This is a genomic window from Variovorax sp. CF079, assembly GCF_900101545.1.
GTDB lineage: Bacteria > Pseudomonadota > Gammaproteobacteria > Burkholderiales > Burkholderiaceae_C > Variovorax.
In genome coordinates, this window is the sequence record NZ_FMZU01000004.1 from 16,735 (window position 1) to 29,563 (window position 12,829).

Here is a 12,829-nt window from a genome sequence, read left to right on the forward strand (position 1 = left end):
CCAGTGCTAGGCTCAGCTTTTGCTTGGAGACAAGGCGTGAACCTCCGACGCCTCAAATACTTCGTGAAGATCGTGGACATCGGCAGCCTGACGCAGGCGGCCGAGGTGCTCTTCATTGCGCAACCAGCGCTGAGCCAGCAGCTCGCCACGCTCGAAGGCGAGGTGCGGCAGCAATTGCTGGTGCGCACCAAGCGCGGCGTGACGCCCACCGAGGCCGGCAAGGTGCTGTATCGCCATGCCCAGATCATCCTGCGGCAGTGCGAGCAGGCCCGCGTCGACATGGAGGCCGCCGGCGAGGGCCTGTCGGGCCAGGTGTCGGTGGGGCTCGCGCCCGGCACCGCAGCCTCCGCGCTGTCGCTGCCGCTGCTGCGCACCGTGCGCGCCCGGCATCCCGGCATCCTGCTCTACCTCAACGAGAACTACGGCACCACGCTGAGCGAACTCATCATGAACGGCCGCATGGATCTGGCCGTGCTCTATGGCGACAAGGCCATCCACGGGCTGTCCTTCCTGCCGCTGCTGAAGGAATCCCTGTTCCTGGTGGGGCCGGCTTCCATGCCGGCGCCGGCCGAGCCCGTGCGGCTGGCCGACCTGCGCGAGATCGAACTGTTCTTGCCGCGCCCCTATAACGTGGTGCGCAAGCTGGTCGATGCGGCCTTCGTGCGCGCCGGCATGGTGCCGCGCGTGGTGGCCGAGATCGAATCGGCCTTCACCCTGACCGCCGCCATCGCCGACGGACTGGGCGCCACCATCCTGCCGGCATCGATGGCGCGCGAGGTCGTGGCGGCCTGCGGCGCCTGGCAGTTCCGCATCGTCGATCCGGTGATCGAGGCGCCGCTCGCGCTCTGTCAGTCGGACCACCTGCCTCTTTCCGAACCGGCGCAAGCGGTGAAGGACATCCTGCTCGAGCTCGTCGTCGACCTTGCCGGCACCGTCGCCTCGACGCCCGAACCCGAGCTGAGCGCCTTGTCATAAGCCGCCCTTATTGCGGCACAGCCAATCCGTCTTGGGCTTTGTGCCCGCGGCCCGCTACCTTTCATGCCTGCCGTCACGCGTTCGTCGAACGCGTCGGTCACCCAGGATGTTCCGTCGCCCAAGACGGCCCGGCATGAATCAGGAACAGATCAAGACGCTCATCGACGCGCTGGCCGCATCGGACCTGTGCGAGCTGGAGTACAGCGAGAACGGAAGCACGCTGCGGCTGGTGAAGCAGTCGGCGCTGGCGGCGACGCCGCGCCGGCGAGCAGCGATCGCGGCGCACGATGCGCCCATTGCGGCGCCAGCGTCGGCCGAATGCCTCGCGCCGCTCTACGGCGTGGTGCACCTTCAGCCGACGCCCGGCGAGCCGCCCTTCGTGCAGGCCGGTCAAACCGTTAAGGCGGGCCAGACGCTGTGCGTGATCGAGGCCATGAAGGTCTTCAACGAGGTGCGCGCCGAACGCGACGCCACGGTGCAGGCGGTGCTGGTGCGCTCGGGACAGGAAGTCGAAGCCGGCCAGGCGCTGTTCCGCTTCGACGGCGTATAGGGGACCATGGCCATGTTCGACACCGTGCTCATCGCCAATCGGGGAGAGATCGCCCTGCGCATCCAGCGCGCCTGCCGCGGCCTCGGGCTCCGGACCGTGGCGGCGTATTCCGAAGCCGACCGCGAGGCGAGCTATGTGGCGCAGGCCGACCAGGCCCTGTGCATCGGCCCCGCCGCGCCCGGGCAGAGCTACCTGAACCCCTCCGCGATCCTGTTCGCCGCCGAAGTCAGCGGCGCGCAGGCCATCCATCCGGGTTACGGTTTCCTGTCGGAGAACGCCGGCTTCGCCGAACGTGTCGAGCAGGCCGGCCTCGTCTTCATCGGCCCGAGCGCCGCCTGCATCCGCACCATGGGCGACAAGGTCGCGGCCAAGCGCGCGATGCGGCGCGCCGGCGTGCCCTGCGTGCCCGGCCCCGACGGCAGCCTGCCGGAGGACCCGGAGGAGGTCCTCGCCCTGGCGCGCGAGATCGGCTTCCCGGTGATCGTGAAGGCCGCGGGCGGCGGCGGCGGTCGCGGCATGCGCGTGGTGCACGACGAAGCCGCCCTGCCGGAGGCGATGTCGCTCACGCGCGAGGAGGCGCGCCGCGCCTTCGGCAACCCCGAGGTCTACATCGAGAAGTTCCTGCTGCATCCGCGCCATGTCGAGATCCAGGTGCTGGCCGACAGCCATGGCAATGCGCTATGGCTCGGCAGCCGCGACTGCTCGCTGCAGCGCCGCCACCAGAAGGTGATCGAGGAGGCGCCGGCCATCGGCATCGACGAGGCGCTGCTGGGCGAGGTCGGCGAGCGCTGCGCCGCGGCCTGCCGGCAGATCGGCTACTGCGGCGTCGGCACCTTCGAGTTCCTGTACGAGCAGGGCGCCTTTTACTTCATCGAGATGAACACCCGCCTCCAGGTGGAGCACCCCGTGACCGAGATGACCACCGGCATCGACATCGTGCAGCAGCAGTTGCGCGTGGCGCGCGGCGAGCGCCTGGGCTTCACGCAGGCCGACGTCCGTTGTGAAGGGCATGCCATCGAGTGCCGTATCAATGCCGAGAACCCCGATACCTTCGCGCCCTCGCCGGGGCGCATCAGCGGCTGGCAGCTGCCAGGCGGCTTCGGCGTGCGCGTGGACTCGCATGCCGGTGCCGGCTACCGCGTGCCGCCGTACTACGACTCGATGATCGCCAAGCTGATCGTGCAGGGCAGCACGCGCGCCGATGCGCTCGACCGCATGCGCCTGGCGCTGGCCGAGATGCGCGTCGAGGGCATCTCGACCAACGTGCCGCTGCACCGCGAGATCCTGCGCGACCAGGGCTTCGCCGCCGGCGGCGTGGACATCCACCACCTCGAGCGCTGGCTGCAGCGAAGGAGCCTCGCGTGATCGCACCGACCGCATCCGTCAGCCTGCTGGGCACCACGGCGCTGCTCTTCGAGGCACCCGGCGAGCTCGCGCTACCCTCGCAGCAGCGCATCTGGGCCCTCGCGCGAGAGGCGCAGGCCTGGCCGGAGGTGCGCGAGGCGGTGCCGGGCATGAACAACCTCATGCTCACCTTCGAGCGAGCGCCGCGCAACACAGCTGCCCTGGAAGCGCTGGAGGCCCGCTTGCACGCCGCCTGGGACGCGGCGGAGGCCCTGCCGCTCGAAGGGCGCGTGGTCGAGCTCCCGGTGGTCTACGGCGGCGAGGGCGGCCCCCACATGGCCGACGTGGTGGCACACACCGGGCTCAGCGTGGAAGAGATCGTCGAGCGCCACAGCACGCCGGTCTATCCGGTGTACGCGCTCGGCAGCCATCCGGGCTACTGCTACCTGGGCGGCATGGACCCGCGCATCGCCACGCCGCGGCGCAAGGTGCCGGTGCTGAGCATTCCGGGCGGCGCGGTGTCGATCGGTGGCGTGCAGACCGGCGTGTCGGCCTCGGCCGGCCCGAGCGGCTGGAACACGATCGGCAGCACCGCCATGACCTTCTTCGATCCGTCGCAGGACCCGCCGGCGAGGCTGCAGCCGGGCGACATGATCCGCTTCCGGGTCCAGGGGGTGATCCGATGATCGAAGTGCTCTCGTCCGCCGCGCTGGCCACCGTGCAGGACATGGGGCGCACCGGCAGCCTGCGCTGGGGCGTGGGCACCTCCGGGGCCATGGACAAGCTGGCGCTGGCGGCCGGCAACCTGCTGCTGGGCAACGGGCCCGATGCGGCCGCCATCGAGGTGCCGGTGTTTCCTTTCAAGCTGCGCTTCGACCAGGACTGCGCCTTCGCGCTGACCGGCGCCGACTGCGCGGCGCGGCTCGACGAAGCGCCGCTCCTGCCCTGGTGGGTGCACCAGGCGCGCGCGGGGCAGACGCTCACGCTGGGCCTGCCGCAGGGCGGCAGGCATCGCGGCAGCCGCGCCATGCTGTGCCTGGCCGGTGGCGTGGACGTGCCCGAGGTCCTGGGCTCGCGCAGCACCCAGCTGCGCGGCGCCTTCGGCGGACACGAGGGCCGCGCGCTGCGCCGCGGCGATGCGCTGCGCGCGGTGGGCGAGGGGCAGTCCTGCCAGACCGGCTTCGGCCTCGTGCCGCCGGCATTGAGCCTGCCGCTGCAGGTGGACGGCCTGCCCGCAGTGCGGGTGTTGCCTGCCGCCGAATACCTGGGCTTCGAGGAGGCCTCGCGCGCCGCCTTCTGGGCCGGCGAATGGAAGATCACGGCCCAGAGCGACCGCTACGGCTATCGCCTCGACGGCGAGGCGCTGCGGCCGATCGCGCCGATGGAGATGCGCTCGCACGGCATCGTGCCCGGCGTGATCCAGGTGCCGCACAGTGGGCAGCCCATCATCCAGATGCGCGATGCCCAGCCCTCGGGTGGCTACCCCAAGTTCGGCACCGTGATCGAGGCCGATCTCTGGCGACTCGGCCAGGCGCCGATCGGCAGCCGCATCCGCTTCGTCGAAAGCAGCTGGGACGAGGCAGTGGCCGCGCTGGACGAGATCGAGGCCTGGCTCGACAGGGTGCGGCGCATGGTGGACCTCCACCGCAGCGCGCCGCGCATGAACTGACATGAAGAGCCCTGCGCAAGTCCGGGAGCTCGCCGCCTGGCTGGCCGCCACCGACATCGGCCTGCTGGAGCTGCGCACGCCCGACGGCGTGCTGCGGCTGGGGCGTGGGGGTGGGCCCGGAAGCGGGATCGTGCAGCTGGGTGCGCAGGAGGAGGGAACGCCGCCGGCGCCGCCGTCATGCGTGGCTGCCGCGCCCAGTGTGGGCAACTTCCTGCACGCCCATCCGCTGCATGCCGCGCCCTTGGCGCGCCCCGGCGAACGCGTGTCCGCGGGACAGCCCGTGGGTTTGATGCAGATCGGCCCGCTGCTGCTGCCGGTGCATGCACCGCAGTCCGGCGTGCTGATCGCCTTCCTGGTGCCCGACGGCCAGCCTGTGGGCTGGGGCACCCTGCTGGTCGAACTGCAGGCCGACGAATGAGGAGTACATCGCGATGGACATCGATCTGAACGCCGACCTGGGCGAGGGCTTCGGCCCCTGGCGCATGGGCGAGGACGAGGCGCTGCTGGAGATCGTCTCCTCCGCCAACGTGGCCTGCGGCTTCCATGCCGGCGACCCGGTCATCATGGACCGCACGGTGCGCATGGCCCGCGACCGGGGCGTGGACGTGGGGGCGCATGTGGGTTTTCCCGACCTGCTCGGCTTCGGGCGCCGCCCGATGCAGATCGATGTCGCGGAGCTCGCCACCTACATCACCTACCAGCTGGGCGCGCTCGCGGGCATGGCGCGCTCGGCCGGCCACCGGATGACGCACATGAGCTTCCATGGCGCGTTGGGCAACATGGCGGCCGCCGACGCGGCGCTGGCCGGCCCGCTGGTGCGCGCGGTGGCGGACTTCGACCCCGGCCTGATCATCAGCTCGTCTGCCAGCCGCGCCATCGAGGACGCGGCCGAGCGCTGCGGGCTGCGCGTGGCGCGGACCTTCCTGGCCGACCGCGCCTGCGACGACGAGGGCCTGCTGGTGCCGCGCAAGCTGCCCGGCGCCGTCATCCACGAGCCCGAGGCCGTGCTGGCGCGCGTGCGCCAGCTGCTGGAGGAGGGCACGGTCACCAGCCATGGCGGGCGCAGGATCCCGATGAACGTCCGCTCCATCCTCGTGCACGGCGATACGCCCGGTGCGGTGGAGCTGGCGCGGGCCGTACGCGGCGTGGTCGAGGCGGCGGGGCGCGTGCTGCCGATCTCGCGCCAGATGGCGCCCTGAAGCCGGGCGGTCAAAAAAGCGACATAAGGACGGCTTATCTCTACACAGCCATTCCGTCTTGGCGCCCCGAGGTCGCGCTGGATACAGTGAATTCGTCATAACGAAAGAAGCCAAAGATGCCTTTCTCCGACTACAAGACCGCGCTGGTGACGGGAGCCTCCTCGGGCATCGGCGCCGCGGTCGTCGAGCGCCTCTGCAAGGAAGGCCTGCAGGTCCACGCGCTCGCGCGCAGCGCCGGCAAGCTGGCCGAACTGGCCGCGCGCACGGGCTGCATCCCGCACGCCATCGACGTGAGCGACCTCGAGGGCGTCACCCGGCTGGCGCAGGAGATCCCCTTCGACGTGCTGGTCAACAATGCCGGCGTCGACAGGCCCGGCTCGATCCTGAAGGCCGACGCCGAGGGCATCGACCTGCTGGTCGACGTCAACCTGCGCGCCGTGCTGCACCTGTGCCGGCTGGTCGTGCCGGGCATGGCCGCGCGCGACCGCGGCCACGTGATCAACATCAGCTCGATCGCCGGGGCCTACAACTTCGGCGGCAACAGCACTTACCACGCGACCAAGGCCGCGGTGAGCATGCTGTCGCGCCAGTTGCGCATCGATGTCTTCGGCAAGCGCGTGCGCGTCACCGAGATCTGCCCGGGGCGGGTGGCCACCGACATCTTCGCGCACGTGCACGGCAACCCGGAGGAAATGCACAAGCGCTTCATCGAGGGCTTCGAGCTGCCGCGGGCCGAGGACATTGCCGACGCCATTGCCTTCGCCATCGCCGCGCCGGTCGCGGTGAACGTGGGCCACATGGAGATCACGCCGACGCTGCAGGTGCCCGGCGGGCTCTCCACCGCGCGCCCGGAAGCGCCGCAGGCCTGAGAACCACGGAAAACAAAGGAACGGCACATGAAGGACTTCGACCTGCTGGCCGTCCTGCTGAAGCCGGAGTTCGGCGCGATGCTGCTGCACGGCGTGGAGATGACGCTGAAGATTGCGGCCGGCTCCTGGCTGCTCGCGATGAGCCTGGCCATCGTGCTGCTGACCGTGCGCCTGACGCCCAGCCGTATCGCCGAGCGCGTGGTCGCGGTCTATGTCTCCTACCACCGCAACGTGCCGACGCTGGTGCAGCTGATGCTCTGGTACTTCGGCATCTTCAGCCTGCTGCCCCAGTTTCTGCAGAACTGGCTGTCCGAGCACAACGCGGAGGCCATCCTCTCGATCGTCGCGCTCGGGCTGTGCCAGGCGGCCTACTTCAGCGAGGACCTGCGATCGGGCCTGCGTTCCATCCCGGCGGGCCAAGCCGAGGCCGCACGGGCGCTCGGCCACAGCTACATCGGCTCGATGCGCCACGTCATGCTGCCGCAGGCGATCCGCAACGCCATCCCCGCGCTGGTCAATCACAGCGTGTCGCTGTTCAAGAACAGCAGCCTGGCCATGGCGATCGGCGTGGCCGAGCTGACGCACGCGGTCAAGGAAGTGGAGAGCCAGAGCTTCCGCGCCTTCGAGGCCTACAGCGTGGCCACGGTGCTCTATCTCGGCTTCTCGCTGCTCATCATGGCCGCGGGCGGCTGGGTGGCGCGGCACTACCGCATCGTCGGAGCGAGGTGAGAGATGTTGAGCATCTTCGAGATCCTGCGCGACAACTGGCTGCTGCTGCTCATCGGCCAGTATCCCAACGGCCCCATGGGCGGCATCGTCGCCACGCTGGTCCTGTCGGTGCTGGGCATCGTGCTGGCCTTCCCGCTGTCGGTGCTGATGGCGCTGGCGCGGCTGTCGCCGTGGGCGGTGCTGCGCTGGCCGGCGACGGTGCTGGTCTACGTCGTGCGCGGCGTGCCGCTCCTGATGGTGATCCTGTGGGTCTACTTCCTCGTGCCGCTTTTGATCGGCCGCGAGATCTCGGGCTTCACCACCATGCTGTGCACGCTGGTGATCTACGAGGGCGCCTACCTGTCGGAGGTGGTGCGCGCCGGCATCCAGGCCCTGCCCAAGGGACAGACCGAGGCGGCGCGCGCGCTCGGCCACAGCCACTTGGGAACGATGTGGTACGTGATCCTGCCGCAGGCGCTCTACAACATGCTGCCGAGCATGCTGAGCCAGTTCATCTCCACCATCAAGGAAACGACGCTGGGCTACGTGATCAACGTGAACGAGCTCACCTTCGCGGCCAACCAGATCAACAACCAGCTGCTGACCAAGCCCTTCCAGGTCTTCTTCATCCTGGCGATGACCTACTACGTGGTCTGCTTCAGCCTCACGCAGCTGGCGCAGTGGCTGGAGCGGCGCATTGCCCACAAGCGGCTCGGCGCGGCGGTGGCCCCGCTGTCGCCCGAGGGCGCCTCGCTGCCGCCGCCGGTGGCGGCCAATCCCTGACAAGGCCGCGCACGACGGTCGGACAAACGCAAAGGAGACAGAACCATGCCCACCCCAACGAACGCAGACGTTCCCATGATCCTGTTTTCCAACATCAACAAGTGGTACGGCGACTACCAGGCGCTCGCCGACGTCAACGCCGAAGTCAAGAAAGGCGAGGTGGTGGTGGTCTGCGGGCCTTCCGGTTCCGGCAAGTCGACGCTGATCCGCACCGTCAACCGGCTCGAGGAGATCAAGTCGGGCCAGTTGCTGTTCGACGGCCACGACATCCACGCGCCGATGAGCAGCGTGGCGCTCAACAAGTTGCGCAGCCGCATCGGCTTCGTGTTCCAGAGCTTCAACCTGTTCCCGCACCTCTCGGTGCTGGAGAACATCATGCTGTCGCCGATGCGCGTGCTCGGCGTCAAGCGCGCCGCCGCGCGGACCAAGGCGGTGCAGCTGCTGGAGCGCGTGGGCCTGGCCGCCAAGGCCGGCGCCTATCCGGCGCAGCTCTCGGGCGGCCAGCAGCAGCGGGTGGCGATCGCGCGCGCCCTGGCCATGGAGCCGCCGGCCATGCTCTTCGACGAGCCCACCAGTGCGCTGGACCCCGAGATGGTGGGCGAGGTGCTGTCGGTGATGCGCGGCCTGGCCAACGACGGCATGACCATGATGTGCGTCACGCACGAGATGAGTTTCGCCCGCGAGGTCGCGGACTGCATCTGGTTCATGGATGCCGGCCGGATCCTCGAGAAGGCCGAGCCCGAGACTTTCTTCAGCAGCCCCCAGCATCCGCGCGCGCAGCGCTTCCTGTCCGACCTGCGCGCGCACTAGGCGTTTCCCATCCCAGCCCTCACCAGGAGTTCATCATGTCGAAGAAGACCGTCTTCCGTCTCGCCGCCATCGCTTGTTGCCTTGGCGCCCTTTCCGTCCTGGCGCATGCCGACCAGTGGGACGACATCAACCAGCGCAAGGAACTTAAGTGCGGCACCTTCGCCGATGTGCCGCCCTTTGCCGCGCCCGATCCCAAGACGCGCGAGATGGTGGGCTTCGATGTCGATCTGTGCAACGCGCTGGCCAAGCAACTGGGCCTGAGCGCCAAGGTCACGCCGCTGTCGGTCGAAGCCCGCGTGCCCGAGGTCAAGCTCGGCCGCGTCGACGTGACGGTGGCGAACCTGGCCTACACCAAGAGCCGCGGCGAGCAGATCCAGTTCAGCGATCCGTACTACGTGGCCAAGGAAATGCTGGCCGTGAAAGCCTCCGACCCCGGCACCACCAAGGCCGACTTCAAGGGCAAGCGCCTGAGCTCCACCAAGGGCTCGACCTCGGAGCTGTCGATCAAGATGAACGGCTCCGAGCCGGTGACCTTCCAGGACACGGGCTCGGCCTTCATGGCCGTGCAGCAGAACAAGTCGGTGGGGATGGTGGCCAACACCATGACCATCACCAAGCTCGTCAACCAGTCGAAGACCTCGGGGGTCGAGCTCAAGATGATCAAGGAGCCGATGGTGCTGCAGCCGATCGGCGTCGGCATGAAGAAGGACGAGCCGGTGCTGCTGGCCAAGGTCAATGCGGCGCTGGTGGCGCTGGACAAGGCCGGCGAGATCGACAAGATCTGGGCCAAGTGGCTCGGCCCGAACACCGAATACAAGATGACGCGCGAAGAAAAGGTGATGCCGCTGTCCGAACTCAAGTTCGAGCTGCTGCCCTGAAGGTCCGCGCCTGTCAGGCCGCCGCCGGCCGCAGCAGCGCAACGAACTCCGCCGCGGCCGGCGACAGGCTGTGCGCCCGCCGCGTGATCAGGTAGATCGGCGGCACGCGGATCGGCAGTTTCACCGGCAGCACGCGCAGCACGCCCAGCCGCGCGTAGTGCGCCGCCTGCGACGCCGGCATCACGGCGGCCATGTCCGAGTGTTCCAAGAGCGCCGTCATCGCGATCGGCGATGCGGTCTCGGTGATGCGCAGCCGCTGCTGGATGCCCGCCTCGCGCAAGGCCGCCTCGAAGCGCCCGCGCTGCGGCGAGCCCGGCGGCTGCAGCAGCCAGGGCCAGTCGACCAGCTCGCGCAGCGCCAGCGACTTGCGCTTGAACAGCGGATGCGCCTTGCGCACCACCACCACCTGCGGCTCGCCGAGCAGCGGCACGCAGTCGAAGGCTTCGGCGCTGTGGTCTTCGGTGAGCCGGCCCAGCATCAGGTCGACCTCGCCGCGCGCAAGCTGGCGCAGCATCACGTCGCTGGTGTCGACCACCACGCTCACCGCCACGCGCTCGTGCTTCTTCTGGTAGGCCACCAGCGTGGGCGCCAGCAGCTCGGGCACCGCGCCCGGCACGCTGCCCACGCGCAACGCGCCGCTGAGCCCGGAGCGCAAAGCCTCCACTTCTTCGCACACCGCGCCGAAATCCGTCAGCACCCAGCGCGCATGACGCGCCAGCGCCTCGCCATACGGCGTGGGCGTCATGCCGCGCGCGACGCGGGTGAAGAGCGGCACCGCGAAGGTCTCTTCCAGTTGTTGCAAGAGCTTGGTGGCCGCCGGCTGGCTGATGTTCATCGCCGCGGCCGCGCGGCCCAGGTGGCGGTGCTGGTCGAGCAGCGCCAGCAGCACCCATTGCCGCGTGCGCAAGCGCAGCAGCAGGCGCCAGGGCGGGAGATCGGGGCCGGGCTGAGTCATATACGGCGGTATATGAATTCTTCAGAACATTCGATTGGATTGGAATGGCGAACATCCCTAAGCTGGGGACCAAAGATCGGAGACACGCCCATGCCAATCCTGTTGTCCTGGCGCCTTGCGGCGCTCTGCCTGATCGCCGTGCCGCTCGCGGCATCCGCGCAGGCCGTCTACCCCGACAAGCCCCTGCGCATCATGGTCGGCGCCTCGCCCGGCGGCGGCACCGACATCCTCGCGCGCCTGCTCGCCGACAAGTTCGGCGCCTCGCTCAAGCAGCCGGTGGTGGTCGAGAACCGGCCCGGCGCCTCCAACACCATCGCGGCCGAACTCACGGCGCGGGCCGTCGCAGACGGCAGCACGCTGCTGCTGGCCACCAACACCGGCCAGGCGGTGGCGCCGCACCTGCTCAAGCTCAAGTACGACCCGTTGAAGGACCTGCAGCCCGTCGGCCTGGTGGCCGTGATGCCCAACGTGCTGGTGGTGCCTTCGACCTCGCCCTACCGGGACGTGAAGGAGCTCATCGCCGCGATGCGCGCCAAGCCCGGCGGCCTGCGCTATGCGTCCTCGGGCATCGGCAGCACGCAGCACGTGGGCGGCGAAGCCTTTGCGCTGGCCACCGGCACCAAGGCCATCCACGTGCCGTACCGCGGCAGCTCGCAGGCGCACGTCGACATCATCGGCGGACAGGTGGAGATGATGTTCGACAGCACCTCCTCGGCCATGCAGCAGATCAAGGCCGGCAAGTTCCGCGCGCTCGCGGTGGCCGCGGCCAGGCGCACGCCCGAACTGCCGGAGGTGCCCACGCTGGCCGAGGCGGGCGTGCAGGGCGCCGACGTCAACACCTGGTACGGCCTCTTTGTCACCGCCGGCACGCCGCGCGCGGCGGTGGAGCGGCTCAACGCCGAGCTGGCCCAGAGCCTGCGCATGAGCGACGTGCAGGAGCGCATCAAGGGCCTGGGCGGCGAGATTACGGCCATGGGCATCGAGCCTTTCGCCGAGATGAACCGCAGCGAGTTCGAGCGCTACGGCAAGCTGGTCAAGGACACCGGCATGCGCGCCGATTGACTTAAGAGAAAAGGATGTCGATGAAACCCCGAATCGCAGTGCTGCCCGGCGACCCGAGCGGCATCGGCCCCGAGATGACGGTCAAGCTGCTGCGCCGTGCGCAGAACCTCGAAGCTGCCGAGCTGCTGCTGATCGCCGATCCGCTGGTGCTTGAAAGCGGCGAACGCATCGCAGGAGGAGGCACCGCGCTCGACCCCTTGAGGCTGGAAAGCCTGGACGCGCTGCGCTTCGAGCCCGGCCGCCCCAGCCTGCTGGTGCAGAACACCATGGCCGGCAAGCCGCCGGTGCTGGGCGAGTCGAACGCGCATTCGGGCAAGGCCTCTTTCGAGGCCATGCAACTGGCCACCGAAGCCGTGCGCCGCGGCGCGGTCGACGGCATCGTCTTCGCGCCGCTCAACAAGCATTCGCTGCGCCTGGGCGGCCTCGCGCACGAGGACGAGCTGCGCTACATGCAGGAGCGCTTCGATGTGCCGGGCTTCGTCTGCGAGTTCAACATCACCGGCAGCCTGTGGACCTCGCGCGTGACCTCGCATGTGCCGCTGAAGGAGGTCGCGGCCCTCATCACCGGGCAGGCCGTGCAGGACGCCGTGCACATCATCTGCGGCGCGCTCGTCAGTGCCGGCGTGCCCGCGCCGCGCATCGCGGTCTCGGGCCTCAATCCGCATGCCGGCGACGGCGGCTCCATCGGCCGCGAGGAGATCGAGATCATCGAGCCGGCCGTGCGCGCGCTGAAGGCGCAGGGCATCGACGCGCGCGGCCCCTATTCGCCCGACACCGTCTTCATCGGCGCGCGCCGCGGCGACTTCGACGCCGTCGTCTCGATGTACCACGACCAGGGCCAGATCGCGATGAAGCTCCTGGGCTTCGAACAGGGCGTGACGCTGCACGGCGGGCTGCCGGTGCCGGTGGCGACCTCGGCGAGCGGCAGCGCCTTCGACATCGCAGGCAAGGGCGTGGCGAATGTCGAAGGCTTGCAAAAAGCCTTCGAGCTCTGCGTTCGGATGGCCGGCAGGGCAGGGTAAGTTAA

General features: G+C 69.2%; 15 protein-coding genes. 14 read left to right on the forward strand and 1 reads right to left on the reverse strand.

Annotation, left to right across the window (positions count from 1 at the left end):
- Positions 1 to 36: 36 nt before the first annotated feature.
- The 12 genes from nac to BLS74_RS06065 all read left to right on the forward strand — a co-directional run bounded on the left by nac (position 37) and on the right by BLS74_RS06065 (position 9,785).
- Positions 37 to 975, forward strand: a complete 939-nt coding sequence (gene nac, locus BLS74_RS06010) for a nitrogen assimilation transcriptional regulator NAC (protein WP_170855518.1) — start codon at positions 37 to 39, stop codon at positions 973 to 975.
- Between the two features lie 133 nt (positions 976 to 1,108).
- A complete protein-coding gene (locus BLS74_RS06015) occupies positions 1,109 to 1,525 on the forward strand; it encodes an acetyl-CoA carboxylase biotin carboxyl carrier protein (RefSeq protein ID WP_093103752.1) in 417 nt (138 codons plus the stop codon).
- 12 nt (positions 1,526 to 1,537) lie between these two features.
- Positions 1,538 to 2,890 (forward strand): acetyl-CoA carboxylase biotin carboxylase subunit, encoded by a 1,353-nt coding sequence (accC, locus tag BLS74_RS06020; protein ID WP_093104155.1) that lies wholly within the window; start codon positions 1,538 to 1,540, stop codon positions 2,888 to 2,890.
- Positions 2,887 to 3,555 carry a 5-oxoprolinase subunit PxpB gene (gene pxpB, locus BLS74_RS06025; protein WP_093103754.1) on the forward strand — a complete coding sequence of 223 codons (669 nt, stop codon included), beginning with the start codon at positions 2,887 to 2,889 and terminating at the stop codon, positions 3,553 to 3,555. The genes accC and pxpB overlap by 4 nt, the downstream gene beginning before the upstream one ends.
- On the forward strand, positions 3,552 to 4,538 hold the full coding sequence (locus BLS74_RS06030) for a 5-oxoprolinase subunit C family protein (protein ID WP_093103755.1): 987 nt from the start codon (positions 3,552 to 3,554) through the stop codon (positions 4,536 to 4,538). Before pxpB ends, BLS74_RS06030 begins: the two co-directional genes overlap by 4 nt.
- Position 4,539: 1 nt before the next feature.
- Entirely contained in the window at positions 4,540 to 4,956 is a 417-nt protein-coding gene (locus BLS74_RS06035; RefSeq protein ID WP_093103757.1) for an acetyl-CoA carboxylase biotin carboxyl carrier protein, read from the forward strand.
- A gap of 13 nt (positions 4,957 to 4,969) precedes the next feature.
- Positions 4,970 to 5,737: a LamB/YcsF family protein gene (locus tag BLS74_RS06040; RefSeq protein WP_093103758.1), complete on the forward strand. Its 768-nt coding sequence runs from the start codon at positions 4,970 to 4,972 to the stop codon at positions 5,735 to 5,737.
- 116 nt (positions 5,738 to 5,853) lie between these two features.
- Positions 5,854 to 6,606 (forward strand): SDR family oxidoreductase, encoded by a 753-nt coding sequence (locus BLS74_RS06045; protein ID WP_093103760.1) that lies wholly within the window; start codon positions 5,854 to 5,856, stop codon positions 6,604 to 6,606.
- A 27-nt stretch (positions 6,607 to 6,633) separates the two neighbouring features.
- On the forward strand, positions 6,634 to 7,335 hold the full coding sequence (locus BLS74_RS06050; protein WP_093103761.1) for an amino acid ABC transporter permease: 702 nt from the start codon (positions 6,634 to 6,636) through the stop codon (positions 7,333 to 7,335).
- A gap of 3 nt (positions 7,336 to 7,338) precedes the next feature.
- Positions 7,339 to 8,097: an amino acid ABC transporter permease gene (locus BLS74_RS06055; RefSeq protein ID WP_093103763.1), complete on the forward strand. Its 759-nt coding sequence runs from the start codon at positions 7,339 to 7,341 to the stop codon at positions 8,095 to 8,097.
- 75 nt (positions 8,098 to 8,172) lie between these two features.
- Positions 8,173 to 8,907, forward strand: a complete 735-nt coding sequence (locus tag BLS74_RS06060; RefSeq protein ID WP_093103764.1) for an amino acid ABC transporter ATP-binding protein — start codon at positions 8,173 to 8,175, stop codon at positions 8,905 to 8,907.
- A gap of 35 nt (positions 8,908 to 8,942) precedes the next feature.
- Positions 8,943 to 9,785 carry an ABC transporter substrate-binding protein gene (locus BLS74_RS06065; protein ID WP_093103765.1) on the forward strand — a complete coding sequence of 281 codons (843 nt, stop codon included), beginning with the start codon at positions 8,943 to 8,945 and terminating at the stop codon, positions 9,783 to 9,785.
- A gap of 13 nt (positions 9,786 to 9,798) precedes the next feature.
- Here BLS74_RS06065 and BLS74_RS06070 read toward each other — a convergent pair whose 3' ends face one another.
- On the reverse strand, positions 9,799 to 10,740 hold the full coding sequence (locus tag BLS74_RS06070) for a LysR family transcriptional regulator (RefSeq protein WP_170855519.1): 942 nt from the start codon (positions 10,738 to 10,740) through the stop codon (positions 9,799 to 9,801).
- A gap of 90 nt (positions 10,741 to 10,830) precedes the next feature.
- Between BLS74_RS06070 and BLS74_RS06075 the strand changes: the two genes are divergently transcribed.
- Together BLS74_RS06075 and BLS74_RS06080 are read left to right on the forward strand one after the other, a co-directional pair.
- Positions 10,831 to 11,802 (forward strand): Bug family tripartite tricarboxylate transporter substrate binding protein, encoded by a 972-nt coding sequence (locus tag BLS74_RS06075; protein WP_093103767.1) that lies wholly within the window; start codon positions 10,831 to 10,833, stop codon positions 11,800 to 11,802.
- 20 nt (positions 11,803 to 11,822) lie between these two features.
- On the forward strand, positions 11,823 to 12,824 hold the full coding sequence (locus BLS74_RS06080) for a 4-hydroxythreonine-4-phosphate dehydrogenase PdxA (protein ID WP_244503776.1): 1,002 nt from the start codon (positions 11,823 to 11,825) through the stop codon (positions 12,822 to 12,824).
- The last annotated feature ends 5 nt before the right edge of the window (positions 12,825 to 12,829 follow it).